We start from the raw sequence: 25,805 nt of genomic DNA on the forward strand, positions 1-25,805 counted from the left end.
AAGGCCAAGGCACCCCCTTCGACCAAAGCACCGGGGGCAGAATGAAACAAACCGCTGCAAAATAATGGCTTACTTGTGCTGTACTCAACACGCACTCCTTGACCGCTAATGCCTTCAGCAGGGCCTAGAGGAGCTTTTTCTATGCTACTGAACCGGTGTGACCGGCCACTCCATCGTCCATGGCCACCCCGCCTGCTGCGGCACTTCGCTCAGCTCGATGCGGTAGCGCTTCCAGGCATTCAACTGTTCGCTCTGCTCGCCCGTGGCTATACCTAAATCAACCCTGTCCTGCAACGGCCCCATACGTAAGGTCGCCTCGGCTAAGTACTGATCAAGCTGCGACAACACATCTTTCTCCACAGCCATCTGCGCAGAGATAGCATTAGCATCAGCTGTGGCTTGGTCAAACTCCCATGCATCCTGCGACCAGATGTAATCGGCCGTAGGTCGAGCTAATTCGGTAAAGCCGTTCGGAATAGATCCCAGCACTTTGAGTTCAGTCATTGCCCCATCAGTAGTGCTGTAAACCGGACCTCGATTATCAAGTTCCAAGGTCCAGGCGGCCCCACTCCAAATGGCAACCGTTTCCGGTGTAGGTGTAGGTGGCTGAATGGCAGTTGCTCCAGCCGACAACCCAAAACCCGCTAACACATGCTCGATGTCCGAACCCATATACTCACCGTTCAACTCACTAAACCGGTATACGGGAACCTCACCAGGACTTGTCGCTAGTCCATCTATAAATTCAACCATCAGTACACCCTGCAAATAATGTAAAAGGCAACGTTACGCGGACGAGCTTCACCGCCGCCGGAGTTTCTGAACTGCAATGACATTTGGGTGCCAGTGGTTGATCCTGAATAGAGCGACGCCGACCAGTTGCCATCACCCGGCACGGCAATAGTTCCCTGCTCAGGAACGCCGGGAACACTCCCTGTACCCTTCACTTCAGCGAGGAAGCTGTCTACGGGTCCTTGTGGCACCAACAAACCGCGACCTGGATCAACACCCCTGCCGCCATCCCAACCACGAATCCACTCTCCGCGCATATCTGGTAGAACCCCCGGATAAAGCTGCGCAAGAGCTGGAAAGCCGTTTACGTCAAAGGCTTGGCCCTGCATCGGCATGTAATTCCCCGGCGGCCACTGCGTAGGCCACGCAATAGGGACACCAATAGGTATGGCCCCTAACGATGGGTTGAAGTTGTATTGGTTCCAGAACATTCCTAGATCCAAAGCATCAACTGTGCAACGCAATTGGCCATCAGTACCCCAGCCGATCTTGACGGTATTGGTCGACTGACCAACTCCGGTGCCTTGCTGTACCGGCGTAAAGCCCAAAGCAGGTTGGTACGCGGCAGGGTTGAAGTTAGAGGTATCCCAGCTTGTAACCCATGCACCCCAAACCGGCGCACTGCCGATACCACTAGCCCCTCGGGATATAATGTTGCCTGTTGAGTAATTAATGATGATTTGCGCAACTGTATCTGTAGATCGCACTACCAACATCGGACTGTAATTCGCATTAGCCGGTATGCCACCACCACTATTCAGACGGTATAAGCCACCGAGAATCACTGTATCAATGTTCGTGTCGGTGGGTATCTCAATACCAGTACCACCCAAGCCGAAGGCGCCCACCTTCATCAATGCATCTAGTGTCGCATCGGTCAGGCTGGTTTGCGCATCAAGGTACGCGGCTGAACCTAGTGCATCGAGGTCGGCCTCGATGCTCGTCTTTACGGCATGCAGCGCGGCGGTGGTGGCCAGAATTTCGCTGTCATTCGAGTCGGGATCATCACTTTTTGCGTTGGGCAGGTTGCCCAGATTGACATCGTCTTTGGTGGTTCCGCGAGCCCGCAGGTTTTGATAGTCGCCAGTGCGCGCCGCGAGGTGCTGAATCAAGGCCCCGGCTATCGGTTCGACGGCGCTACGCAGGTCGGTGATCTCAGTGGCGCTGACAACCGTGGCCACCGGCACCAGGTAGTGCCACACCCCGTTGGTGTCGGCAAAGTCCACCAAGTCGTCGCCGTAGCTGGCGGCCAGCACCACGTTCACCTCGCTCAACTGTCCTTGCAGCGAAATGTCGTACCACAAGGTGAAGGGGAACGCTGGCGGCGTAATAACTGCGCCGGCGGGCTGATGGACGGCCAAACCTTCCACGTAGGCGGTGCCGGGTTGGATGGTGAACTGCTCGTTCTGATAGACCAGCGCCAAGCTGTCGCCAAAGAAACAGGCTCGCCCAAACATGTCGCGGTTGCTCAGACGCTCGCGTTCATCCATGCCCGCCATACGCACGGTGAAGTCAGCCTGCCAGGTGTCGGCGTTGATGGTCAGCTCGGTGACCGACTGCGCGCCGTCGAACACCAGCAACATGTTGCGGGTGATGTTGTTGCCGATCTGCTGGTTGGGAATGTTTTTACGCTTCTGCTGCACCGGCGTGTAAGCCACGGCTAACAGCACGCCTTCAGCAGTTTCCAAACCCAGCCAGTTGAAGTCCCAGTCGCCGACATTGGAGCCGATCATGCTGCTGTAAACCACTTGGTTAGGGTCCACATACCCGCCTTTGGTGATGTCCGTTTCGTACATCATCTGCTCGGGAGGGGGTTTTCCGGCATAGCGGTCCACCGGTGTGGTTGGGTCCTGCCCCGGCACCATGGCGTAAAGAAACTTGCTCACGACCAGCACTTCCAGAGCGGCTTGCTTCTCGGCGATCAGGTTTTCACCGGCGATGGTTATTGCGGCCATGTGGCCTCCTCGTAACTGGCAATCAGGGTTTGCTGGTCGTCGTTGAACTCCACCGCGAATACCCGCAGGTTATCCAGCGGGGTGACGGTCAGAAATGCGTAACGGCGGCAGGTGCGGCCGTAACTGCGGAGCAGAACGCGCAACAAATCAGAGTGCAGCGCGCTCTGTTCGTCGGTGATTTTGACGAAGACAATGTCCCAGTCGCGGTCCTCCATGCGCTCTTGAATCTCGACGCGACCGACGCCCAGGCGCATCAGAATCCTTTTCAGGCCCGCTGTACTGCCGGCGTCCACGGCATTGATGTAGGCGTGTTTGATCCGCAGGCGGTACAGGCTTTCCGCCTCCCCTGGGAAGCGGGTGATATCGCGTTGCCAGGCGAGCAGGTCGAGCAAAGAGAGCGGGCAGATGTCGGGGTCGATCTGATGCAGTGGCCAGTTCAGCCAGCCCTCAACGTTGGCCCACCAGGCTTGCGCGGCGTTTTTGAGTTTGGCCAGCTCCGGCCCGTCGAGCCAAAACGGCAGTTTGAGGTTAAACACCGGGCACCACCTCCAGCGTCTGAATCCGGGGAATGTTCAGGTCAGACACGATGTCGAGGGTGTCGAAATGCAACGAGTCGAGTTCGGGGAATTTTTGGTGCAGCTCTTCGCCCAGGCGACTGAAGGAAAATCGCGACTGGGGATAGGTCAGCGTCGGCTGATAGTCGGCTTGGGTGCTTTCCCGAAAGGCCGTGCGGATGAACATCTCGACATCGGCAAACAGCTTGTCGGACTGCTCCTCCGTCAGGTTCAGCACCGGCCACAGCGTGACGCCGATGTCATGCAGGGTTTCGGGCATGGCCATGACCAGCATGTCGTCGCCGTGTCCATGGTTGCCCTGGTCGCGGATGTAGTCGTTGATTTCTTCCAGGTAGCTATCCGCCGGCACGTTGGCTTCAAACAGCACGAAGGCATTGGCGCTGCCGGGGCCGCGTGGGGCTTCGTGTTCGAAGTACACACCGTCCGGTTGAACGCCGGGAAAGGTGGTGATGAGCGCCCGATACACCGCGTCGGTGTTCCATTGGTTGATGGCCGAGTACTGGTTGCGCGTGCGCAGTCGAAGGTCTTCGTCCGACTCCTTATCGGTGCCCGGTACGGTCATCCAGCCGTCCAGGTTGACCACGTTGACGATGCCCGGCACCGGTTCCGGCAAGATGGCGTAATAACCGGGCGCCAGGTTGTAACCGCTGCCCGGTTCGGCGGCGATGGCCGGAATCAGGATCTGGGTGAGGCCGTCGGTGAACGTGCCAGGCAAGCTGGTTAACAGTTCGTACACGTGCCCGTTGATGGCGCCGGACTGCACCCGTGTGCCGGCGTCGACTTCCAGCGAGCCGACTGGACTGGAGCGGGTAAACAGCAGATTGCCTTCGGTTTTGGTGGCCCCCATGGGTTCCACCTGCACCGCCCAGGCGAGCATTTCCAGGTACTCACCTTCGGCAGTTTTGACGTAGGCGTTGGGCAGCGAGACTTCAACCATAAAGTCGATGAACCACATCACCGGCTCGGTCACGATGGCGGTAACGACCCGCCAGAATGGTGACCAGGCACTGGTGTTGCTCAAGCGGCTGCCCTGTTCGGCGATCTCGCTTTCCCATGCGGCCTGCAACTCTTCCTGCGTGGTCGGAATGCCGGCATCGGATAACGCCTGACGAAAATCTACGTCGCTCAAAACGCCACCTCAATGCTGCCAAATTTAATAGTGTCGGCCTCGATCAGGTACTGCCCATAATCGGGTTGGGTGATGCGCGCCGTACCGGGCACCAGTCGCTCGTCGGCCTCCACCATCAGCTCCAGCTGCTGGATGCAGTCACGCTGACGCAGGCTGTTACGTTCGGCGACCAACGTCACCAGCAGGCCGCTTTCCCGGATCATGTGGGCAATGTCTTGGGCAATACTGGCGCGGTCCTCGATCTCCACGGGTTGGTTCGAGGGATCGAGCACCAGGTCGTTGGCGGTGATCAGTAAATCGACGTATTCGCTCATCCGGCGGCCATCTCCAGCATTTTGTCGAGTTCGTGTTGCGTCAGGGGTTGGCTGGTGTGGATCTCGACCTTGCCAATCTGCGTGCCTTTGTTTCGGGTGTTGGTGTTCTGGAACGACTGCATCAAACCGCCAGGGGGCACCTCGCGGGGGGCCGAGGGCAACAAGCTGGGAATGGCCGCGTTGATGGTCTGTTGTGCCTTGGTGGCCATGTTGGCTTGGTCAGCGGCCTGCATCGCCTCGGGAGTACCGGGGGCCATGGCGGCATTCAGGGCTTTGGAAGTACCGGGAACCATCGAATCGGGAGTGCCTGGGGCGGTCGGGGTGCCAAAGCGGGTTTCGATGTTGATGCCAGGAATCTGGTTCAGCAGCTCGATGAAGCCGTTGGCAGCCTCTCCCAATAGATCGAATACCGACAGGTTGCTCCAGGCGGCGGTGAAGGTGTTCCAGGCTTCGGTGGCCATGATGCCGAACGAGGCGAACCAGCCGGTTAGCACTTGAAACTGTTCACTCAGCCAGGCGAACGCGGCACTGTTGAGCAGCGCTGCCGTCCATTCGTCCCAGTAGTAAATGGCCGCAATGACGACCGCGACCAGGGCGACAATGCCGGCGACGATCAACAGAATGGGGTTGGCCAACATCGCGGCATTGACCAGCCAGATGATCCCTTGCCAAATCATCATCACGGCACTGACGGTGCCCATGCCGATGGCCATGACGCCGAGTAGTGCGACGTACAGGACGCCGAACACGATGTTGGACATCACTGCCGCTTTGGTCAGCAGCCAGCCCAACCGGAAGATTTTCTGAATGACGATGAAGCCGACCATCACCGTGCGTGCCATCCCCATGCCCAAAGTGAACAGTGAGATAGCGGCGATCAACGCAATGACGCTGAGCACGGTCATGCCAATCACTTTGGTCAGGTGCGGGAACAGTTTGGTCCATTTCAGAAGCTTCGCGCCGCCCTCGGTGAGCATCTTCAGCAAAGGCGTCAGTGCAGGACCAATCAGTTGGCCGAAGGCGATTTGCAGCACTTCGATCGTGCTGGCGAGTTGAGCCCAGGGATCAATCATGGCCTCGGCCATGGCCTGGGCTTGTTCCATGCCCTTGACCTTGCCCAGAGCATTCATGTTGCTGGTCAAGTCATCGGTTTTGCTAATGAGGCCAGTGACCAGGGCTACGGCTTCATCAGTGCCGAATGCGTCTTTCAGCGTAAGTTTCTCCGCCTCATCCAACGTGTCACCGAACTTGCCTTTTATCTTGTCGAGAATTTCCACCATAGGCAGTAGGCGGTTTTCACTGTCGGTGAACTTCAGGCCGAGCTTTCCTCCCGCGCCGGCGGCGGTAGATAAGAACGCCTTATATTGGGTCGCGGCTTCGCCACCGCTCATGGTGGCTTGCAGCATGCCGAGGATGGTTAACTGTTCGCTCAATCCAATGCCGGCCGATTGGGCGGCTGCCCCGATCCCGGAGAAGGCATCACTCATCCCCTTGCCGGTGGTCTTGAACATCTGCACGGCGGTGGCTGTTTGTCCGGCTAGGTTCTCAATCCAGGCACCTTTACCCATGGCCTCGGCATCGTCTTGAAAGATCCCGTACATGGTGCCGACGTAATCGGTGATGGTCGCGGCATCGGCCTTGGTGGCTTTGGCCAGCACGTTGGACGCATTGGTAAAGGTGGCCAACTGGGTGCCAGTGAGCCCGGCGATGGCGCTCTGAATGTCGTAGGCCGAGCGGACAAAAGCCTGAGAGCTTTCGCCGTAATTGATGGCGAACTCCAGGGACTTTTGGTTGAGCAGGTCCAGGCTCTCAGCAGCGACGCCGAGCGACTTCACTTCGCCCAATGCCCGCTGCTGGTCAATCGCGGGCCCCATGGCGGCTTGCAACGCATAGCCGGTGGCGACCATACCAGCCGCCCCCGCGCCCATCTGAGCGAGGCCCTTTTGCGCACCGGTGGCCAGGTCGGTAAAACTGGCGTTCACCTTGCCTAGGGGACCGGTGACCAGGTCGGTCAGCGCGACGATGAAATTGAGCTTGGCGTTGTTGTCAGCCATGGAACTCTCCGTGGGTCAGGTGCCTGGCGGTTATCCCTTGAACGCGCGGGAAATGCCGTTGGCGACGGCGATCTCCATACGGCTCCAATACTGATCTTCCAGCCACTTGGCGGTGCCCATGTTGTCCGTCGTGGGCTCTTCACCCGGTAGCCAACGGCTGACCAGCGTCATCAGCTGGCTCAGGGCGTCTTCGTTTAAGCGCTCGGCTCGGGCGAGCGCTTTTTTACGGTGATCTCAATGTCTGGGGTGTATTCCTCCAGCAGCGCGCCGGCCAGTTGCAACGTGACCACCGGGTTGGCCAGCAGCGGGCGCAGGCTGGCCAATTGTTCCTGCAGGACGGTTTGGGTCAGCAGGTTGTTGGCCGGGGCCACCTTGTTACTCTGTGTCAGGTGGTTGAAGTACTTGCTCACGTCGACCGGGGTCAGGGCAAAGGTGAACTCTTTGTCGCCGACTTCCAGGGTGATTTCGCGTCGTTCGCTCATTGCTCAGTTCCGTTTATTTGAAGTGTTTAAAAGTGCGGTCAGACGCCGCTCCAGGTTCTCTTCCAACTTGCTCAGCGCCTTGTCCAGGTGCTCATCGCGCACGTACTCCTCAGCGATCTTGATGCGAAACTCCAGGTGCTCACGGCGGGCGAAGCTGATTTGCCGGAACAGGTACACCTGGAAGCCCAGCACGCCGGTCACCAGCAAGTCGGTAAGCAGCAGCATCACGCTGACGCTGGCGGGTGAAAGATCCATCAACGTCTCCAGTTATCAGGGGCGCCGATACGCACGACCATCGAGCGGTGTGCGCACGGGCAGGGTTTGATCAGCCGAACAGGCCTTCAATCTCGCTTGGGTCGAGATACGGCACGCCGTTGATGCGAATAAAGTCCGGCGAGGTGACGTCGAACGGCACCTTGTGCACGCTCTTTTCGCCACCCTTCGGATCGATGTCGAGCAAGTTGGACACCTTCAGTTTCAGGCCGAACGCTTCCACCCTCAGTTCCTCGGTGGGCGTCTTGGCAAAGAACACGCTGTCGAAGGGTTCCAGCGCCCGAAAGCTGCCCGCCTGGCGGGCAGCGTCCATCAGTAAAGAGAAGTTGCCGCTGTCCAGCTCCATCTCGCCACTGGCTGCGACGTCGCCGTCCACGTAGCCATCCGGGACACCACCGGTTTGCGCTACGGTGGTGTTATCGGTGATGTCCAAGCTGATTTTTTCGACGTGAATCTGCAAATCGCCAATGTTCACGTCGAAGTTTTTGCCGCCAATGCGCGCACCCATGGGTTACTCCTCTTCGCCGTTGGACAGGTCCAGGGCAATGTATGCCGTCAGTTCTTTAGGGCAGTTGAACGGGGTGACCTTGAAGTAGATTTCCACGGCCGTTTTGCTCTTCCAGAAAATGGTGACGTCGCCGTCTTTGGGCGATTCGATATCGCCGGGTTGCACCTGACCGTTCACCGTGACGGAACGCGCCATATCGCGCAGTGGGCGCATGAATGCCGACGTGGCGGTGGCCATGCTGTTGGGCGTGTTGTTCAACCGGCGATCCGCGACCCGTTGAATCATCAGCACCTGGATACGGCGCGCGGCCTTGTCGGCGATGCGCAGGTATTCGATCACCTGGAAGTCGGAGCCTGGCGCGTCCAACGTATTGCCGTCTGCCCAAAACACGCCGGGGTAATCCGGGTAGGTTTGCGACACGGAAAATCGAGCTTTATCCAGCTCTTTACGGACGCTCACCGGCAATGGCACGCCGGTGGCGTCGACGGGCACTGGCCCCAGCCCCTGCAACGGGCCGGTGGCCACCCGCATCGGGCTGTCGGCCACGCTAACCATGGCAATAGCCAGGCGTCCGGCCAACACGCCCTGGTCATTCCCGTGCAGCTGTGGCACGACCATGACTCGCTGAGCGGCCACGCCGGCGGTGATGAGACGCTGGGCCGTCAGGTAGACCGACCAGTCTTCGGGGATATGCGGAGCTGGTGTTTCCCCTTCGGTGGTTTGAACCGCCTTGGGGGTAGCGCGTGGGCCTTTCACGGAGGTGTCCGGGGCTTTCGATGCGGCCATTTGTAACGGGGGGGGTACCGGCGTAACGTCGATGCCCCTGGAGGCCGCCATGAAAAACACCCGGCGCCCGTACACGTTCTGAATTTCAGTCGCTTTGTCTTGCATCGCCGTCAGCTCGACACCGGTGGTCACGGGCGTGGTGATGATCACCCCTTCTACCGAAATACCGGCCTGCATGGCCATGTCCAGGGCCTCGGCCCAGTCATCGTCCGCTGTAATCGGAGCCGCCATACAGGCCCAGCGATCACCGCCATTCAATTGCGCGGCGATGATCTGGGTTTTCAAATCGGAGTCATCGACCCCCAGTTCGACATCGAGGTCGCTTTGGGTATTGAGTGCGACCAGCTTGCCGACGTTGGCGGACGCTGGACCAATGAACAGAAAGTAACGCTCGATCTCCGTCACCGGGCCTTGGCCGAGGTTCAGGTTGTTGACACTTACGTTGCCAAGAGCCATGGAAGGGCCTCTATCGCGGTGAATGAAGGATTTGTGGAATGAGGTACGCCACCAGTTCGTTGACTTCGCGCTGACTGGCAATACCGAAAAATTCACGGCCAGGGAGTTTGATGTTCCACTTGGCGGGGCCGGGGTCGTCGCCCTTGAGCAAACGGATCAGCAGACCGGCCTGGTCGTAGCTCAGGTTCGCTTCGATCCACGCCACGCCGGGGCGCATGTAGCGGGGTTTGCGGCGTTTTTTATCCGGGTTCGCAATGGCGCGTTTGTAGCCCAGCATGCGCAGGCGTTTGGCCTGAAAACGCGTGGCCATGAGGGTGTTTTTGCTCTTTTGCCGACGCAATTGGTCGGCACCGCCACGCAGGGTCATGCCGGCGTTATGAACGCTGGCGATCATGGCGGTTTTGGCGTTGCCCCAACCCACCTCAGCGGCGTTGCCGACCAGGCGTTTGACGCCCATGCTTTTGGCCAGGCCGGTGAGCATGCGTTTCTTCTGCCCTTGCTTGCGAAACTTGCGGGGCTGGAAAGGACTGTCATTCAGGTCGCTTTGTCGGCGCACGCGTTGCCGCCATTGGCTGCGCAGACGCAGGCCAACGCGGTTCATCAGACGCGCTTGTAATTTGGGCGGCAGGCTGAGCATGGCCAGCTGGGTTTGTACATCCAGCAGGCCCTCGACGGTCAGGCTAATGGCTTGCTTACGCGCCATACAGCACCTCCCCATGCTCGGCAATCCAGAGGTCGAACGGTTCGAAGGCCCAGGTGGTGCCAAAGGCTTCGAATTCACCGTCCGGGGATTCGGTCAGGTGCAACGGCTCGATAAACTCGACCGTGATTTCCACGTCCGACGAATCGGGGTCCATCTGCTCGATATCAAACGTCGGCGCCGGCAGTTCGTCCAGGTGCCGGTCGGGGTCGTTATTCACCAACCAGGTGCCCAGCAAGGCCATCAGCCGTCCCGGGTGGTCAGCAAAACGCTCAAGCACGATAACGGCACGGTAGCGCATGTCGCCCATGTGCAAGCCGAGTTCTTCAGGCTTCCAGATCAGCGACAAGGTGACCTGCTCCGCCCAGCTGTCGAGCTGCTCGGCGACCACCACGCGGTGCTCGATCAGGTACTTGGTCAGGGCGCGGAGCTTGTCCATTAGAGCAACTCCGCCGTGACACGCCCACGGCCTTGCAGGGCGCGCACGGACTGCTGACTGTAGGACAGAAAAAGTTCGTGTTGCTCCGGGGATTCTTTACCCAGGTTCTCGGCACTTTCGCGGCGGTTGACCGTGGCGAACTGCTGGAGCAAAAAGGATTTGGCGCGGCAGTAAACGGCACGCCGGTAGCTCGCCAGGTAGAAGCTTTCCAGCTCCATACCGGAGCCTTCCAAAGACAGGTAGCCCATGTCTTGCCATTCGGTTTTACGCTTGGCCAGGTCCAGGTTGACTTCACCCATGGCGAGCGTCAGCCCCTCGACCATCATCTCCGGCAAGTACTCCGCCGGCAGCCGGTACGACGCTTGGAATTCGGCCAGTTCAAGGTCCGGCCAGAAACCGTCGTTGGGTATTGTGCAATCCACCAGGGTGGTCGGCTTACCGCCAAAACTCATGTGCTGACCTCCTCTGCTGGTGGTTACGGAATAGATGCGGGGGTGACTGCGTCAGGTGGTTGGCACAGGGCCTTCACCTCGGCAGGCCCCCGCTGGGGGGGGGTAGTCGTTTATTCGGTACCGGATCTGTCGGCTTCGGCTTCCTGCTTGCGCAGGGCCTTGCTGGCATCGTCCATCCGGGTCTTTACACCGATCTCGGGATACAGCTCGTTGGCCCGGTAAAAGTGCGCGCAGGCGTTGGCCCAACGTTTGTCTTCCATGGCGAGGATGCCCAGCAGCTTGTGGTAGCGCGCCGGGATCTTCTCGAACAGCTCCCACGAAGCGGCTGGTGGTGGCAGCTCGCGAGGATCACCATCACGGGGATCGCGGTGGCCTGGCCAATGACCGTCCACACGCAACAACAGCTGCGACAGATACGGTTGCGGGTTGCGCTGGGCTTTGTGTTGCGCCTCGGCCCACTCGACCACCGTGTCACCCACGAAGGTGGGAATGTCACGGCGGAAGCGCTCTGGCATGGCCTGGCCTTGCTCGATGGCAAAGTCCGCCAGTTCCAGGGCCGGCTCGAACTGTTCGGTGTCGAACAACCAGACCATAACCTGCATCAGCACCAGGTTCGGGTGGTTCAGACCGGAGTCGCGGTAGCGCTGCACGTACTCCAGGTACTTGGGCAACAGCTCGTCGCGCTTCAAGCGCTGACGGGCTTCCAGCGAGTTCAGCTCCGACAGTCGGCCGCAATCTTCAGCCAGCGCCGCATTCATCAGCGCCAGGTGTTTTTGCGCGTTGGCCGGCCCCGCCAAGGCCGTGGCCGAGGTGTAGGGTTTTGGGTCAGCGGCCGGCCCCTGTTCAAGCAGGCGCTTTTTGTGATTGAGGGCGAGGCTCATGCTACTGGCGGCACTGTGGCAGTGACGAACTCGACGTTGGCCGCTTCGATGCCGGCGAACTTGCCCAGTTGCTCGACCACATAGCCTTCATTACGAGCGTTGTAGTCTTCAACCTGCGAGCGTTTCGGGTTCTGGACAATCTGGCGGCGCCAGCTGCTGTCCTGGAAATAGATCGACAGGTTGTCCCAACTGGTGACCACCACGCCTTTGCTCGGAAAGTGCGGGCAGGTGTACGAAGGCAGACCGCCATAAGTGGCGACCACCTGAGCCATCTCGACGCGCTCTTTTTCGGTCGGTGTGTCGCCTTGCGCGGCGTACAGTTTGCCCTTGTCATAGGCCAACAGGTCACGACCGATAATGGCAACCAGGTCACCACCGTCGCGGAATTCTTCGTCGATCATTAGCGAGACGTCGAACACCAGGCCGTCCAGGTTGGCGTAGTCGCCGCCGGCGCCGATCTGGATTCTTCCGGGGACAGCACCTTCAACCAGAATCTGTTGCGGGGCTTGCTCGCGAACGATCTGCACCCAGCCTTTGTTGACGTCCTGCAACAACGGATTGGCCACGCGGTCGGTGTTGGGCGCAACACTGGTGCCGTTCCAGCCGATCATGATGCGGTCGAGGCCGATCTGCTTTTGCACGGCAGCAGCGTATTTCTGCGCAAAGTCGGGGAACTTGGACCAGGCGTCGATGGTGGCGTATTTGAGCGCCACGTCGCTTTGGGTATCGAACAGCTCGTAACCGAGGCCATCGAGTCCCAGCACGTCACGGGCGACTCGGTCGTTGGTCGCCGTATTGATACGGCCGGTGACGGTGCCGCTGACCCCGATCATGACCTTCTCGCCCTTGATCTCGGTCACTCCCAGCACGTTGATACGTTGCAGGAAAGCCGAACTCAGGGTGACTTTTTCATTCAAGGTCTGCGCGTGGGTCGGCGTAACGTTGAATTCTTCATGGACCGAGGCCACGGCATAGGTGGACGCAATCGCCAGTGCCAGTGTGCTGAATTTCAACCGGGCAGCATTACTCAGATTCATCAGTAGACGGCCTCTGGCTGATCACCTAGGACACCGGTGGTGTGGGGCAGCTCTTGCTTCTTACCGTGATTCAGCGCGGTGTTGAATTTTTCGGTGAGTGCGTCCAGCGAGCCTTTCAAAGCGTTGAACTGATCGACAGTGATACCGGTGGTTTGCTCACCTTCGACCTTGCCGATGGTGAGTGCGGTGTCTGGTTCGCTCGGTTTCTGCGTAGCAAAGGTGGCCGCGCTCGTTTCCAGGCTGGAAGCCACGGTGCCGAGCTTGTCCACCGCTGCGGCAAAGGCCTGCACGGTTTTTTGATCCATGGGGGTGTTCTCTTCTATGGGGTATGCGGGGGCTTCGATGCCGCCTTTGCCCAGGATGGCGGCGAACGCACGGGCGAAGAACGACAGGGCCATGGCCTCGTCGCTGTGGCCCGTGGTCAGGTCGTCCAGGGGCTCCAGATTGGCAAAGTGGTTGCCGGCCTCAGCGCGACGACAAAAGTGCAACGCCTCGGTGCCGAGGCTGGCCGGGTCATCGGTCACCGCCATGCCGCGCAGGTAGGGTTTGCCGGTGTCGGCGAAGTTCGGCTGAATCTCCACGCTGGTGAACAGCTTCTGGCCGTCTTTGTTCAGGCTTAACAGGCGGTCGTTGGGCTGGAGCCTGGCGAACAAGGCCACTTTGCCGCCGTCGACCTCTTCGGCTTTCACCTCGGCAACAGTGCCCAGGCTGCCAAAGTAGCGAATGTGTTCGTACCAGATGGTCGCGGTATAAGTGGCCGGATCGTAAGCGCTGGCCATGTCGCGCAGGTCCTGGGCTTCGATGGTTCGGCCATCAACGGTTTTGCCGCTGGTAGCGACACGTTTCCAGTCAGAAACAAGGGTGCGGGACATGGGGAAAAGTCGCTCGATTCGGTGCAGTGGCCGCCACGATAGGCACCTGCAACAGCCCGAACAAACGGTTTCATTCCGGGAAATTCCTATATTCAAGAAATAGGAATCAGTAGGAATTTAAGGGCGGGTTTATGCGGGTGGAGCTGCATAAACTGCGGCTCATGCCCTACTTACAAGAAGTCAAAGACGCGGCCCGAAAGCTCTATTTGCGCCGCTACAAGCCCCGCGAGATACAGGCGCAACTCAAGCTGCCGAACATCCGGATTGTGTACTACTGGATTGCCAAGGGCAGCTGGGACGATCTGCTGACGGACGAGGAACCACTGACGGCGGTCAGCCGGCGCATCACCTTGATTCTGGAGAAGGGCGAGACGCTGGGGAAAACCGAGCTGGACGAACTCGACCGGCTGCTCAGCGTGCGCGAGCGCTTGCAAAAGCAGGCGATCAAACCGGCCCACAGTTCTCCCGAGGATCCGCCCGCCGGCACCGGTGGCGAGCGACGAGTGCCTGGGGATAAGTCCAGCCGTCGCGACGCTGACAGCCAGGGCAAGAAGAAACCCAAAGCGCCGAAGAACGACATCAGCCACCTGACTGAAGTGGACTTTCTCGACAAGTTCACCAGCAAGCTGTTCGGCTATCAAAAAGAGTTGTTCGAGGCCAAGCAAAACCCGCTGACACGGCGCATTCGCAACGTGCTGAAGGCTCGCCAGACCGGTCTGACCTATTACTTTGCCGGCGAAGCGTTCATGGACGCGGTGCTGACCGGCGACAACCAGATGTTCCTGTCCGCCAGCCGCGCCCAGTCCGAGATTTTCCGTAACTACATCATCAAGTTTGCCCGCGAGTGGTTTGGCCTGGAACTGACCGGTAACCCGATCATCCTGAGCAATGGCGCCGAGCTGCGCTTTCTCAGCACCAACAGCAGCACCGCCCAAGGTCACCATGGCCACGTCTACGTCGACGAATATTTCTGGATCCGTGACTTCGACAAACTCAACACCCTGTCGGGGGCCATGGCCACTCACAAGAAGTGGCGCAAAACCTACTTTTCCACGCCCAGCGCGGTCAGCCATCAGGCGTACCCATTCTGGACCGGCGATGCCTTCAAGCGTGGCAAACACAAGAAGGCCAGTCTGCCGTTCCCCTGCGAAGCCGAGTTACGCCAGGGTGTGCTGTGCCCGGACGGGCAGTGGCGCAAGATCATCACCATTCACGATGCCATTGCCGGCGGCTGCGATCTGTTCGACCTCGAGCAGCTGCAACTGGAAAACTCCGACGACCAATTCAACCAGCTCTATCTGTGCAAATTTATCGACAGCACCCAGAGCGCCTTTGCCCTGGCGGATCTGGAGCGTTGTTATTCGGATCGCCTGTTGTGGACCGACTACGACGCGGACCCCAAGGCGCTACGGCCGTTCGCCAACAGCCCGGTGTGGGTCGGCTACGACCCCAGCCGTACCCGCGACGATGCCACGTGCGTGGTGGTCGCCCCGCCCCTGGAGCAAGGCGGCAAGTTTCGGATCTTGGAAAAATACTCCTGGCGCGGGCACTCGTTCACCTACCAGGCAGCGCAGGTCAAGAAGATCACCGAGCGTTTCAACGTCCAGCACATTGGCATCGACATCACCGGCGTGGGCTATGGCGTGTTCGACCTGGTGCGCGATTTCTACCCACGCGTGACACCGATCCATTACAGCCTGGAAACCAAAAACACCCTGGTCCTCAAAGCCCAGGACACCATTCAAGGGCGGCGGATCGAATGGGACGCCGACTGGAACGACATCGCCTCTGCCTTCCTGACGATCAAGCGTGGCGCGACCAGCAGCGGCCAAATCACCTACAGCGCTTCGCGTACCGACGCCACGGGGCATGCCGACATCGCCTGGGCGGTGATGCATGCACTGGCCAACGAACCCCTCAACGTCAATAAAAAGCGGCGCAGCCGCTGGTCAACCTTAGAAGGCAGCCATGAACGAACTCGAACAGCCCAAACCCCAGCCTCACAAAGTGCAGGCGTTCAGCTTCGGCGATCCAGAGTCGGTGCTGGCCAGCAACGTCGGCGAATACCTGGGCGTGTTCTCAACCAGCGACGGACGGGTCTATGTGCCGCCTGTGTCGCGCACGGGGTTGGCCAAGCTGCTGCGGGCCAACGCCCACCACGGCACCATTCCGCGCTTCAAACGCAACATGCTGCTGCGTGACTTCATCCCCTCGGCCGGGTGCAGCCGGCAGGCCATGGGCCGTGCCGGGTTGGACTTCATGGTGTTTGGTGATGCGTTTTTTTTGCGCATCCGCAACGTCATCGGCCAGGTGATTGAGTTGCAGCACTTACCGGCGCTCAACATGCGGCGCAAGGTGGGGGGAGGTTTTATGATGCTGTTACCCAATGCCAAGGAGTTGCACTTTGAAGAGGAGGAAGTGGAGCACGTCATGGATTACGACGTGGAGCAGAATATTTATGGCGTGCCCGATTACTTGGGCGGCATACACGCTTTATTGTTGAACGAATCGGCCACCTTGTTTCGTCGCCGTTATTACAACAACGGTGCGCATGCTGGGTTTATCTTTTATACCAATGACCCTGACTTATCCGAAAAGGATGAAATTAGTTTAAAAACTCAGATTCAAGGCGCCAAGGGTGTGGGTAACTTTCGCTCGATGTTTGTGAACATTCCCGGCGGCGCGGAGAAAGCCATTCAGATTATTCCGATAGGAGATGTTGCCACCAAGGACGAATTTGAACGGATAAAGAACATCACGCGTAACGACGTAATTGCCGCCTGGCGCATGCACCCGGCCCTGGCTGGCGTGATACCGGAGAACGCAGGTGGGTTTGGGGATATCGAAAAGATCGACAGGATCTACACCAACAACGAAATTCGACCAATTTGCCAGCTATTCCTCCAGGTTAATGACTGTTTGAGGGCTGACCGTCATATTGCGTGGGCTGAGCCTGCCTCCACTGCCTAATTTCACAACAGTTAGTATCTTAAGATTCACACAACCACCAGATGTTGTATGGCAAAATACCCTCCTGTGAATACGGTGGGTGGGGCTATGCGAATTTACTGTAGGGAATGTAGCGGGAAAGGTCGGATTGCTTCGCGTGAAGAGCTGTCGTTGGAATTTGCCAGGCTGTACTGTCAATGCTTATCCGTTAGCTGTGGTCACACCTGGGTGACCACCCTAACCTTCTCTCACACCTTGAGACCGTCTGCGGAAGTAGTCGACCGTCTCTTATTTGATCGCCTTCGTGATATGCCGAGGGCTAAACAGCGAGAATTGTTTGAGCAACTCGCGTCACCTGCCGTTGCGTAAGATACAAGCCCCCTGCCCCTATAGAGTCGGCGACTTGTTATACCCGACGAGTTCTGACCAGATTATGCGGGTTCTCTGGTCTGAAACAAAAGCTCGGCCAATCGATATAGTTGACGCTGTTCCTCATCGGTTAACTGTCGATGGAAACAAATCAGACGACGCTCAACTTTCGTCAATGGATGCCATTCAATATCCGATATTTCAACCGCCCCAACGTCGCCTACTGTGCGATCCAACATGCTAACTACTCCGTAAAGTGCATTGCTGAATCGACGATATCGGGGCGGTAATCAGCGGTAAAACGTAAAGACTGTTAATGCCATGTGGGTTTTGTTACAAATTAATTCGATTTCCTCGCAGCATCGGCGGCCATGGCTTCAAGAAAACGGCGGATCGCCTTTCGGTCCTCTTCCGCAATGCTTCTGAACTGATTTATCAGTTCCTCCTCAGCCGCTGTGAACAGTTGGCCAAGCGGCGTCGAACGACGCCCAGTCAGTACAAACGCTGCATCGACGCCGTGTTCCTCAAGCGCTGCAACATAGCGAAGGTCAAGCGAACTCGCTCCCAGTTCATAGTTTTTTTGTGATCCCCGGCTTACCCCCAGAAGCACTCCAAACTCTGTTTGATTCAGACCCAAACGCTCGCGCTCTTCCTTTAGACGTTCACCCACTCGATCCGCTATGAGCATTTTTTTAGTCACCACCATTGACTTGATCATTTTTTTGACCAAGAATCACCACAGAGAAACACAAGTAAACACAACCGAACAGAGTACGCACTATGCCCGCCACCGTTACACCCGAGCAAGCCCGAGAGGCATTGGATCGCAAAGGAATGAGTATTGCGGCGTTCAGCCGGAAAAACGGATTGAACAAAAATTTAGTCAGCGACCTATTGAACGGTCGGATCAAAGGTCGCCGTGGGGAGGCACATCGCGCCGCCGTACTGCTCAACATCAAAGACGGCGTTATCGAAGGGTAACGGCGCTGACAAACGGAGAACAGTAGAAGATGAAAAGCCTAGTTCTAGAGACTCGCAAGGAAGTTATACGCCACATCATTCGTAGCTTCCCAGATGGACGCGAAGGCGCTGCAGCTCGTTTGGGAATGAACGTCAAAAAGTTCGATAACCATGCTTATGAAAATGCGAGCTGCAGTCCGCTCAGCGATGTTCAGGTTCACATACTGGAAAAAGAATGCGGCACCTATCATCTGCCGAATTTTGTTGCGCACATGTACGGCGGGTTGTTTGTACCGATCGCCGACCCTGAAACGCTGGATAACGTCGAGTTGTATGCGCGATCAGTTCAGGTTTCAGCCAAACGCGGCTGTGTTGACCAGGCAATTGCCCAAGCACTGGAGGATGGTTTGATCAACGAGGGAGAGGCCAAAATTATTCTCCACGCTCACAAGCTACACATGGACGCACGACACGCCGAAGTACTGGCAGCCATCGACTTATACCGCGTAAAACCGGGGAAAGCCCAGTGAACAACCTGCCCGCAGTACAGGAGTATCAGGACACGCTTCAAGCCGCAGCTCTCGTATTCCTTGAGCGGCATCGGTGCGAACACCTCGGCGACAATCAGCAACTGTTTGACCGTGCCGTGCAACATCTGGTTGCGGATTACGATGTCCTGACTCGGACAGCCGAAAAGCTGGTGCACCTGGCCAGCAGTGAAATGGCGGCAGCCAGCAATCGGCAACGAATTGACATTGCCAGCAGCACGTCCACGCACACCGTCATCTTCGACACTGCCACCGGAAAAGCCTGGGCAATCCCAGTCAGCCTGATCTACGAACGCATTCTTATCGCCCCTGATAACGGGCGCTTCCGCGTCACCGCTTCGTAATACCCCCCAACAAATCGCCTGTCCCACCGCCGTGGGTTTGGGTGAGCTGCGCCCAAAATTGAGGTTTGACGATGGAAAACGCCATGAACATCAACGCGAAACTGACACCCGTCGAGGCTGAAGCACTGCTGGTAGCCCTGCGTGAGCAATATCGCTTGAGCCTCAATGAACACTGGTATGCCGATCAATTCCGTTTCGTTGCGGACGGTCTGCACCACGGCGCAATTCTCGCTCACGTCCCGGCAATGGCTGCGCAAAAAAGCCTTATGGCAGCCCTAACCCACAGCCTGAAAGCAGTGAAGTAACCCCCATGAAAGAAGATCTTCGCCACGATGTGCTGCAGCGCCTCCAATCCGACTTCGGTCTGAAACATCGCACAGGCACCGATTACATGCGCGGCGGCACTTGCCCCAAGTGCAAAAAGAAAGAGCTGTACTCCAGGTTCGATACCCCATGGATGGTGATTTGTGGCCGACCTGAAAAGTGTGGCCACACCCTGCACGTTAAAGAGCTGTACGACGATCTGTTCGAAGACTGGAGCAAGCGTGCGCCGGCTACAGATCAGCACCCGAACGCCACTGCGCGTGCCTACCTGGAGTTCGCCCGGGGCTTTCGGTTTGAGCTGATCCAGGGTTGGTTCACTCAGGAAAGCTTCTACTCCCCTGAACACAACGCCGGCAGCGCCACTGTGCGCTTCGCGCTGGAAAAAGGCGGCTGGTGGGAACGCCTGATCGATCAGCCGCACCGCTTCGGCAAGATGAAGGCCCGCTTCAAATCCAAGGACAGCTATCGCGGGGTCTGGTGGTGCCCTCCCTGCGTCGACCTTCTTGAAGCCAAGGAAATCTGGATCGTCGAAGGGATCTTCGACGCCATCGCTTTGGTACACAACGAAATCGCGGCCGTATCGGCCATGTCCTCGACAGCGTTCCCTGGAGACTCGCTCAAGGCGCTGGTTAAGACCTACGAGGGAGGGAAGCTGCCTAAGTTGGTGTGGGCCCTTGATAACGAGCCCAGCGCTAACGCATACACCCGGCGTTGGGTGCGCGAAGCCCGGGTCCTTGGTTTCGTCTGCGAGTCAGCACAGATCCCGCAACGCGACGGCCGTAAGGCTGATTGGAACGATCTCCATCAGCGCTGGAGCTTCATCCAAGACGACACTAAACGTGCCGAACAGATCGCCACCGACCTCAAGCAAGCTCGCCACCAAGGAGCATTGCTGCTGGCAGAGAGCGCGGCGGAAAAGGCCTTGCTCATGTACGACTGGAACAAGCGCGGGGAATTTCACCTGGGCTTTGGGAGTCGCCTGTATTGGTTCAAGTTGGACATGGAGAAATTCAACCGGGCTATGTCCGACATCGAGGACAGCGAGAACCACGACGATCAGTTGCTGAACCAGTCGCAACAGCGCGAGAAGGCCCTGCAGCAGTCCGGCAGCGTCGTAGAGATTGCCAACTGCTACCCGCAAGCCTTGTATTTCCAGCGCAACGAGGTAACGGACGAGTCCTGGTACTACCTGCGCGTGGACTTCCCGCACGACTCCGAAAGCGTGAAAAACACCTTCACCAGCGGCCAGCTGTCGGCCGCAAGCGAATTCAAAAAGCGGCTGCTCGGCATGGCGGCAGGTGCAATGTTTACCGGCAGTGGCCAGCAGCTCGACAAGCTCATGAAAGACCAACTGTTCGGCATCAAAACCGTTTCGACGATTGACTACGTGGGCTACAGCAAGGAGTACACCTGCTATGTCTACGGCGATATCGCGATCAAGGACGGCACCACCTACAAGGTCAACAGTGAAGACTATTTCGAGTTCGGCAAGCTGCGCCTGAAAACCCTGCAGAAGGGCGTCCCCATCAAGCTGCAGCGCGAAGCAAAGGGCTTTGACGAGAAGTGGGTGCAACTGCTGTGGACCTGCTTCGGCGCCCAGGGCTTCGTCGCCCTGCTGTTCTTCTTCGGCTCGCTGTTCTGCGAACAGATCCGCGCCCGCTACCAATCATTCCCGTTTTTGGAAGCCACCGGTGAAGCCGGCGCCGGCAAAACAACTCTGCTGAACCTGCTCTGGAAACTACTCGGACGCGAAGGCTATGAAGGATTCGACCCTATGAAATCCACCAAGGCCGGGCGCTCTCGCCTAATGGGCCAGGTTTCCGGCATGCCGGTAGTGTTCCTGGAAGCCGACCGCCATAGCGAAGATCGGGCACACGCGAAAACATTTGAGTGGGACGAACTGAAAGACTTTTACGGCGGCGGTACGTTAGCCACGAAAGGCGTCAAGACGGCCGGCAACGAGACGTACGAGCCACCATTTAGGGGATCCATCGCTATCAGTCAAAACGCGGCAGTGGTGGCCCATGAAGCGATCATGACACGCATTGTGAAACTGCACTTTGTCCGCCCGACCGTCACACCGGAAAGCCGTGCTGCGGCTGATCAGCTCAACGCACTGGACGGCGGTACCCTCAGCCATTTCCTGTTGCGAGCAGTGGGCAAAGAGTCCGCGGTGCTTGAACTGTTCGCCCAACGTATGTCCGAACACGAAGCGAAACTGCGCCGGTTGCATACCCACTGTTTCGCCTGCAGCACGGCCTATACCAGCGACCAGGGCAACTGCAGTAGTTGCGGCTATGACTTGCGCGGGTACATCCGTGTCGAGCGGATCAGCAAGAACCACGCACAACTGCTATCGCTGCTGGACGGCCTTCGCTTGGTTCTCAAACTGAGTGATCCTCAGGTCGCTGCTACCCAGCGCCAGATCGTACGGATGGCCATCGAGCGCCAGGCGTCGATCAGCTCCGACCATGCGGCCGTGGCCGAGTTTTGGGAGGTCTACGACTACCTCGAATCCTTGAGCGAGGATCCGGTGGTGGACCACAGCAGCGACCCCACCGTGATCGCCATCAACCTCAACGAATTCTGTGAACGTGCCGCCGAACACAAACAGAAGCTGGCCGACGTGGCCACGTTGCGCGATCTGCTCAAAGAATCCCGTTCCCGCAAGTTCCTGGATAGCAACAAGGCAGTACACAGCGCCGTACGCGCCGCTTTCAACAATCGCAATCCATGCTCACAACCCCGGCCGACCACAGTGAAGTGCTGGACTTTCAAGGCGTAAAGGAGAGCAAGACCGATGCAAATCCAAGTGTTTATTGGCAATGCCGGCGACGGCAAGACAAGCAAGCTACAGGCAGTTCAGGACCGTCTGGACTTAACGGGAGAAAGCGCGCCGATTATCCAGGCGGGCGCTTATGGAGAGGATGGCTTGCTGGAGATCCTGGAAGTCCGGGCAGCAGGTGGCCAGCGCGAGATCCTGGTGGACGACTGCAGCAGACAGCAAATCTTGAGGGTTTTGGAGTGGCAATCGCGTGTCGAGGACGAGCCACATTTTGACGGCTTGGTGATCCACCTGGCCCGCAAGGACTGACCGAAATGAATGCGGTGTCGAGGAGTTGCACCTCCCCGACACCAACCACCACAGAGGGCAACACCATGCAAGCACAGCACCAAAGTAGCAGTGGCACGAAGGCTAACACACCGGCGCGGCACCTAGTGGCCACCGCGATCATCGGCTCTGCAGTGATCGGGTACCTGGTACACAAAACGCCCGAATCACGGACGCGCCTCGAAAGCCTAAGTCAGATGGCCAACACCTTGGGCGAACTGAGTGAAAGGGATGCGGCTTTAGTAGCCCAACTGCTCGCCATACCATCCCGATGGCCCAGTACCACTGACGTGGGGACTGAACACCATGTCTAGTAGCTTCGCCGAGATCAGTGGAAAGCGTTTCCCCTGGAACATCGACTACACCAGTCTTTGCGACCAGTGCGGCAGGTGGCGCGCCCAGGGCAGCCATATGAAATGCAGCCGGCAACGCCAATTGAAGAATACCCATCTTCGCAAGCAACGGCCGAAGTAATGAACCGCGTCCACTAGAAGATGCACATCAAGATACTTGGCCCGGAAACGGGCCTTTTTGTTTCCGGTCGTCAGACTGTCGATACACAAGCACAGCCTTAGGGGTTCACATGAGTGGTGTCGAAGCTCGCGGTAATTCCGTGAGAATCTATTTTCAACACAACGGGGAAAAATGCCGGGAATCAATTCCGGGGGGCAACACACCTGCCATCGTGGCCCAAGCAAGACGCCTGGTCGACATCATCGAATACGAGATCCAGGCCGGTACATTTGATTACGCAAGGCACTTCCCCAACTCTTCCAAGTTGGTCGAAAACACCTTCGGCCACTATCTGGACCTGTGGTTGAAGATCAAGGCCAATAGCGTGGCGGCATCAAGCTATCGAGGTTATGCAAACAAAGCCGAAGTCCACGTACGGCCGCGCTGGGGAAAAGTACAGATCAACAAGATCGATCACCTGGATCTACAGGAATGGATCCAGGGAACGCTGTCCAAAACGCTCAAAAACAAGACCATCCGCGACATCATCAGCAACGTTCGGCAGGTATTCAGGTTGTACCGCACCCGCATGAAGGTCGCGCACGACCCGACCGAGGGCTTAATGGTTCGTCTGCCAGATTCCGAGGCACCGGACCCTTTCACCAGGGCGGAAATCAAACAGATCCTCGAAACGCCGACCAACCGCACACAAGAGTTGTTGATGGTTCAGTTCATGATATGGGCCGGACCTCGGGTTTCAGAAACCATTGCCCTGGCCTGGGAGGATGTCGATCTGACACTGGGCACTGTGACATTTCGTAGGTCCAAAGTACGCGGCGCGTACCGTGTAACTAAAACCCGGCGTTCAACGCGCAAGGTTCGCCTGCTGGCACCCGCCTGGGATGCACTGCGCAAAATCGATGCACTGAACCGGATAAAGAAGGCAGAGACGGTGGATATTGTTGAGCGGGACAACAAGACCGTGCGGCAACACAATTTGCACTTCGTCTTCCTGAACACAAAAAGCGGCCTGCCGCACGTCAATGATTTCGTAGTACGTGACCGGTTCTTCAAGGCTCACTTGCTCGCGGCCGGGGTTCGCTATCGCGGACCTGGTCAGTGCCGTCATACCTACGCCAGCCAGTTGCTGACGACAGGCATAGCGTCGATCGACTGGATTGCCGAGCAGATGGGCCACACCAACGGAAACATGATCCGCCAGCACTATGGGACATGGATCAACGAGGACGGGCCGGATGTCGTCGGGATGTTGCAAATAGCACTGAAGCTATAGAGGTTCAGCTATTGCGTCTTGATTGGCGTATCGCACCTTGCCTGCCCATAGCGCTGATCCTGACCGAACCAGCCCATGCTCATTGCTCCCTCGCCTCGATAGCAAAGCTCGCCCGCCAGGCTGTCCAGCCGCGCAACACGTAATCCTTGATCAGGCGTTGGTGCTCAAAGCTCAACATCTTGGCGTCGTCCAGGGCGGCCAAGTAACCTTCCAACTCTCCCAAGGCGTCGACAAAATTACCGGGGGCCGGGGCTTGGGTGACATCAGTGATGCGTTGGTGCAGAGCGATTCCAATTGGCAGCGAAAGCTGTTCAAGGGCTGCAGTCACCTGATGCCAGGCTATTGCTCGCTCGGCTGGTGGGTAGTCGTAGGGATTGGTCAGTGGCGGGGTCATAGGTTCAAGTCCGTTTCGAGTAAGTGCCCCCGTGCGTAAAACCAAAGGCCGGGGGTTGGTCCACCAGTCTAGGGGGTGGTGGTTACCTCGACCACAAAAAAGGCCCCCACAACTCGCTCAAGTGTGGGGGCCTATTCAACATATAACGCGTTCCGTCTACCCGTCGTCCTAAAGCCGCAATCGGCCAAAAGCAGCCGGTGATGAATCAGACATAACGATGTGCCCAGTCTGTCTAACACGATCGCCCAATGAGTTTTCGCACAACTTGCAAAAGTCATGCGAATAGGGATAGTTCGCTTGGAACCTCATTCGCAATATTTCTCGCTACCAGGTCTGTTTATGCCGCTGAGCTTTCATAAAATGCACGCCAATGGCGATGATTTCGTTATCGTGGACTCGCGAAACTCACCCAATCCCATCACCAGCAATGTGGCTCGACGAATGGGAGATCGGAACCGAGGAGTCGGCTTCAATCAACTCGCGGTGGTGCTCGATTGCGATGATGCAGATGCGCGTTTGATATTCTGGAATGCAGATGGCTCAACGCTGGACGCTTGCGGCAGCGCAACGCGGGGTGCCGCGGATATGCTGATGCGCGAATCCAACATGACCTCGGTAGCACTGCGAACCAATCGAGGCCTGCTGACTTGCGAACGAACTTTAACCGGCGCCATTTCTGTCAACATGGGAAAGCCGCTTTCGGCTTGGTCAGATATTCCTCTGGCCCAGGAAATGGACACTTTAGTATTGCCACTTGCCGGTGCCCCAACAGCTTGCAGCATGGGAAATCCGCACTGCACCTATTTTGTGGATGACCTGACAGCCATTGAGATAGCGACGATTGGACCGACAATTGAAACCAATCCCTTGTTTCCCCTCAGGACAAACGTGCATTACGTCCAGATCATTGACCGAAAAAACATCCGGTTGCGAATTTGGGAGCGCGGGGGTGGTATCCCGCTGGGTTCCGGCTCCTGCTCTTGTGGCGCCGCGGTTAACGGCATTCGTCGTGGCTTGTTAGACAATTGCGTTGAGGTTGAATGTGACGGCGGAGCTGTAACAGTTCAATGGGATGGCGTGGGATCAGTCTTTCTAACCGGGCCGGTGGAGACGAGTTTTTCAGGAATAATCGCGGATGCTTTGTTGAAAGCTTGATTTTCAGGCAGGCCGCTATTGACCGACTTCTAGCTGTCGCAAGCGTCTGCTTTGGGTCGACTTTTGCCGGTAACGACCGGCAGAGAACGGCCAAAATCGGACGTTCGCTACGGACACATCAAAATCACTGATTGCCAAGGCAATCTGGCACTTTTTTGAGTTAGGCTGGCTTTATATGTCTGATTCGTCGAGATGCTC

At 57.7% G+C, this 25,805-nt stretch carries 31 protein-coding genes; 12 read left to right on the forward strand and 19 right to left on the reverse strand.

What is annotated here, in order from left to right:
* Positions 1-144 precede the first annotated feature (144 nt).
* The 17 genes from ABTV22_RS21085 to ABTV22_RS21165 form a co-directional block, all read right to left on the reverse strand.
* Positions 145-753, reverse strand: a complete 609-nt coding sequence (locus tag ABTV22_RS21085) for a tail fiber assembly protein (protein WP_433736414.1) — start codon at positions 751-753, stop codon at positions 145-147.
* Positions 753-2,747, reverse strand: coding sequence for a phage tail-collar fiber domain-containing protein (locus tag ABTV22_RS21090; RefSeq protein ID WP_433736415.1), 1,995 nt, complete (start codon positions 2,745-2,747; stop codon positions 753-755). Before ABTV22_RS21090 ends, ABTV22_RS21085 begins: the two co-directional genes overlap by 1 nt.
* Entirely contained in the window at positions 2,735-3,283 is a 549-nt protein-coding gene (locus tag ABTV22_RS21095) for a phage tail protein (RefSeq protein WP_433736416.1), read from the reverse strand. Before ABTV22_RS21095 ends, ABTV22_RS21090 begins: the two co-directional genes overlap by 13 nt.
* Positions 3,276-4,451: a baseplate J/gp47 family protein gene (locus tag ABTV22_RS21100; protein WP_433736417.1), complete on the reverse strand. Its 1,176-nt coding sequence runs from the start codon at positions 4,449-4,451 to the stop codon at positions 3,276-3,278. The genes ABTV22_RS21095 and ABTV22_RS21100 overlap by 8 nt, the downstream gene beginning before the upstream one ends.
* The gene (locus tag ABTV22_RS21105; protein ID WP_433736418.1) at positions 4,448-4,765 is read right to left on the reverse strand and encodes a DUF2590 family protein; all 318 of its coding nucleotides are present in this window, start codon (positions 4,763-4,765) and stop codon (positions 4,448-4,450) included. Before ABTV22_RS21105 ends, ABTV22_RS21100 begins: the two co-directional genes overlap by 4 nt.
* Entirely contained in the window at positions 4,762-6,819 is a 2,058-nt protein-coding gene (locus ABTV22_RS21110) for a phage tail tape measure protein (RefSeq protein WP_433736419.1), read from the reverse strand. Before ABTV22_RS21110 ends, ABTV22_RS21105 begins: the two co-directional genes overlap by 4 nt.
* Positions 6,820-6,849: 30 nt before the next feature.
* Positions 6,850-6,990 carry a DUF6890 family protein gene (locus ABTV22_RS21115; RefSeq protein WP_433736420.1) on the reverse strand — a complete coding sequence of 47 codons (141 nt, stop codon included), beginning with the start codon at positions 6,988-6,990 and terminating at the stop codon, positions 6,850-6,852.
* A gap of 23 nt (positions 6,991-7,013) precedes the next feature.
* On the reverse strand, positions 7,014-7,301 hold the full coding sequence (locus ABTV22_RS21120) for a putative phage tail assembly chaperone (RefSeq protein ID WP_433736421.1): 288 nt from the start codon (positions 7,299-7,301) through the stop codon (positions 7,014-7,016).
* 3 nt (positions 7,302-7,304) lie between these two features.
* Positions 7,305-7,556, reverse strand: coding sequence for a hypothetical protein (locus ABTV22_RS21125; protein WP_433736422.1), 252 nt, complete (start codon positions 7,554-7,556; stop codon positions 7,305-7,307).
* A 70-nt stretch (positions 7,557-7,626) separates the two neighbouring features.
* The gene (locus tag ABTV22_RS21130) at positions 7,627-8,082 is read right to left on the reverse strand and encodes a phage protein (RefSeq protein ID WP_433736423.1); all 456 of its coding nucleotides are present in this window, start codon (positions 8,080-8,082) and stop codon (positions 7,627-7,629) included.
* 3 nt (positions 8,083-8,085) lie between these two features.
* A complete protein-coding gene (locus ABTV22_RS21135) occupies positions 8,086-9,324 on the reverse strand; it encodes a DUF2586 domain-containing protein (RefSeq protein WP_433736424.1) in 1,239 nt (412 codons plus the stop codon).
* Between the two features lie 10 nt (positions 9,325-9,334).
* The gene (locus ABTV22_RS21140; RefSeq protein WP_433736425.1) at positions 9,335-10,027 is read right to left on the reverse strand and encodes a phage virion morphogenesis protein; all 693 of its coding nucleotides are present in this window, start codon (positions 10,025-10,027) and stop codon (positions 9,335-9,337) included.
* On the reverse strand, positions 10,017-10,463 hold the full coding sequence (locus tag ABTV22_RS21145) for a phage tail protein (protein WP_433736426.1): 447 nt from the start codon (positions 10,461-10,463) through the stop codon (positions 10,017-10,019). The genes ABTV22_RS21140 and ABTV22_RS21145 overlap by 11 nt, the downstream gene beginning before the upstream one ends.
* Complete coding sequence (locus ABTV22_RS21150) at positions 10,463-10,915, reverse strand: head completion/stabilization protein (RefSeq protein ID WP_433736427.1); 453 nt, start codon at positions 10,913-10,915, stop codon at positions 10,463-10,465. Before ABTV22_RS21150 ends, ABTV22_RS21145 begins: the two co-directional genes overlap by 1 nt.
* A 110-nt stretch (positions 10,916-11,025) precedes the next feature.
* Positions 11,026-11,796 (reverse strand): phage terminase small subunit, encoded by a 771-nt coding sequence (gene gpM / locus ABTV22_RS21155; RefSeq protein ID WP_433736428.1) that lies wholly within the window; start codon positions 11,794-11,796, stop codon positions 11,026-11,028.
* Positions 11,793-12,833 (reverse strand): phage major capsid protein, P2 family, encoded by a 1,041-nt coding sequence (locus ABTV22_RS21160; RefSeq protein WP_433736429.1) that lies wholly within the window; start codon positions 12,831-12,833, stop codon positions 11,793-11,795. The genes gpM and ABTV22_RS21160 overlap by 4 nt, the downstream gene beginning before the upstream one ends.
* Complete coding sequence (locus tag ABTV22_RS21165) at positions 12,833-13,705, reverse strand: GPO family capsid scaffolding protein (RefSeq protein ID WP_433736430.1); 873 nt, start codon at positions 13,703-13,705, stop codon at positions 12,833-12,835. The genes ABTV22_RS21160 and ABTV22_RS21165 overlap by 1 nt, the downstream gene beginning before the upstream one ends.
* Positions 13,706-13,866: 161 nt before the next feature.
* Here ABTV22_RS21165 and ABTV22_RS21170 point away from each other — a divergent pair, with 161 nt between their 5' ends.
* From ABTV22_RS21170 to ABTV22_RS21180, 3 genes are all read left to right on the forward strand, one after another.
* Complete coding sequence (locus ABTV22_RS21170) at positions 13,867-15,906, forward strand: terminase large subunit domain-containing protein (protein WP_433736431.1); 2,040 nt, start codon at positions 13,867-13,869, stop codon at positions 15,904-15,906.
* Complete coding sequence (locus tag ABTV22_RS21175; protein WP_433736432.1) at positions 15,833-16,675, forward strand: phage portal protein; 843 nt, start codon at positions 15,833-15,835, stop codon at positions 16,673-16,675. Before ABTV22_RS21170 ends, ABTV22_RS21175 begins: the two co-directional genes overlap by 74 nt.
* Positions 16,676-16,762: 87 nt before the next feature.
* Positions 16,763-17,023 (forward strand): ogr/Delta-like zinc finger family protein, encoded by a 261-nt coding sequence (locus ABTV22_RS21180; RefSeq protein WP_433736433.1) that lies wholly within the window; start codon positions 16,763-16,765, stop codon positions 17,021-17,023.
* A 340-nt stretch (positions 17,024-17,363) separates the two neighbouring features.
* Here ABTV22_RS21180 and ABTV22_RS21185 read toward each other — a convergent pair whose 3' ends face one another.
* Positions 17,364-17,711, reverse strand: a complete 348-nt coding sequence (locus ABTV22_RS21185; protein ID WP_433741462.1) for a helix-turn-helix domain-containing protein — start codon at positions 17,709-17,711, stop codon at positions 17,364-17,366.
* Positions 17,712-17,803: 92 nt separating this feature from the next.
* Between ABTV22_RS21185 and ABTV22_RS21190 the strand changes: the two genes are divergently transcribed.
* The 8 genes from ABTV22_RS21190 (at position 17,804) to ABTV22_RS21225 (ending at position 24,058) form a co-directional block, all read left to right on the forward strand.
* A complete protein-coding gene (locus tag ABTV22_RS21190) occupies positions 17,804-18,004 on the forward strand; it encodes a DNA-binding protein (protein WP_204931786.1) in 201 nt (66 codons plus the stop codon).
* Positions 18,005-18,033: 29 nt separating this feature from the next.
* On the forward strand, positions 18,034-18,513 hold the full coding sequence (locus ABTV22_RS21195) for a YmfL family putative regulatory protein (RefSeq protein WP_433736434.1): 480 nt from the start codon (positions 18,034-18,036) through the stop codon (positions 18,511-18,513).
* Positions 18,510-18,875, forward strand: coding sequence for a hypothetical protein (locus ABTV22_RS21200; RefSeq protein WP_433736435.1), 366 nt, complete (start codon positions 18,510-18,512; stop codon positions 18,873-18,875). Before ABTV22_RS21195 ends, ABTV22_RS21200 begins: the two co-directional genes overlap by 4 nt.
* A 71-nt stretch (positions 18,876-18,946) precedes the next feature.
* Complete coding sequence (locus tag ABTV22_RS21205) at positions 18,947-19,180, forward strand: hypothetical protein (protein WP_433736436.1); 234 nt, start codon at positions 18,947-18,949, stop codon at positions 19,178-19,180.
* Positions 19,181-19,185: 5 nt separating this feature from the next.
* Complete coding sequence (locus ABTV22_RS21210) at positions 19,186-21,984, forward strand: toprim domain-containing protein (protein WP_433736437.1); 2,799 nt, start codon at positions 19,186-19,188, stop codon at positions 21,982-21,984.
* Positions 21,985-21,999: 15 nt separating this feature from the next.
* A complete protein-coding gene (locus ABTV22_RS21215; RefSeq protein ID WP_433736438.1) occupies positions 22,000-22,293 on the forward strand; it encodes a hypothetical protein in 294 nt (97 codons plus the stop codon).
* 324 nt (positions 22,294-22,617) lie between these two features.
* Positions 22,618-22,785 carry a hypothetical protein gene (locus ABTV22_RS21220; RefSeq protein WP_433736439.1) on the forward strand — a complete coding sequence of 56 codons (168 nt, stop codon included), beginning with the start codon at positions 22,618-22,620 and terminating at the stop codon, positions 22,783-22,785.
* Between the two features lie 109 nt (positions 22,786-22,894).
* Positions 22,895-24,058, forward strand: coding sequence for an Arm DNA-binding domain-containing protein (locus ABTV22_RS21225; RefSeq protein WP_433736440.1), 1,164 nt, complete (start codon positions 22,895-22,897; stop codon positions 24,056-24,058).
* A gap of 79 nt (positions 24,059-24,137) precedes the next feature.
* On the opposite strand, the gene ABTV22_RS21230 is transcribed toward ABTV22_RS21225, so the two are convergent.
* Positions 24,138-24,452 (reverse strand): hypothetical protein, encoded by a 315-nt coding sequence (locus ABTV22_RS21230; protein WP_433736441.1) that lies wholly within the window; start codon positions 24,450-24,452, stop codon positions 24,138-24,140.
* Positions 24,453-24,791: 339 nt separating this feature from the next.
* Here ABTV22_RS21230 and dapF point away from each other — a divergent pair, with 339 nt between their 5' ends.
* A complete protein-coding gene (gene dapF, locus ABTV22_RS21235) occupies positions 24,792-25,607 on the forward strand; it encodes a diaminopimelate epimerase (protein WP_433741463.1) in 816 nt (271 codons plus the stop codon).
* Positions 25,608-25,805: the final 198 nt, after the last annotated feature.

Source organism: Pseudomonas putida (genome assembly GCF_050990305.1).
Taxonomy (GTDB): Bacteria; Pseudomonadota; Gammaproteobacteria; order Pseudomonadales; family Pseudomonadaceae; genus Aquipseudomonas; species Aquipseudomonas putida_AH.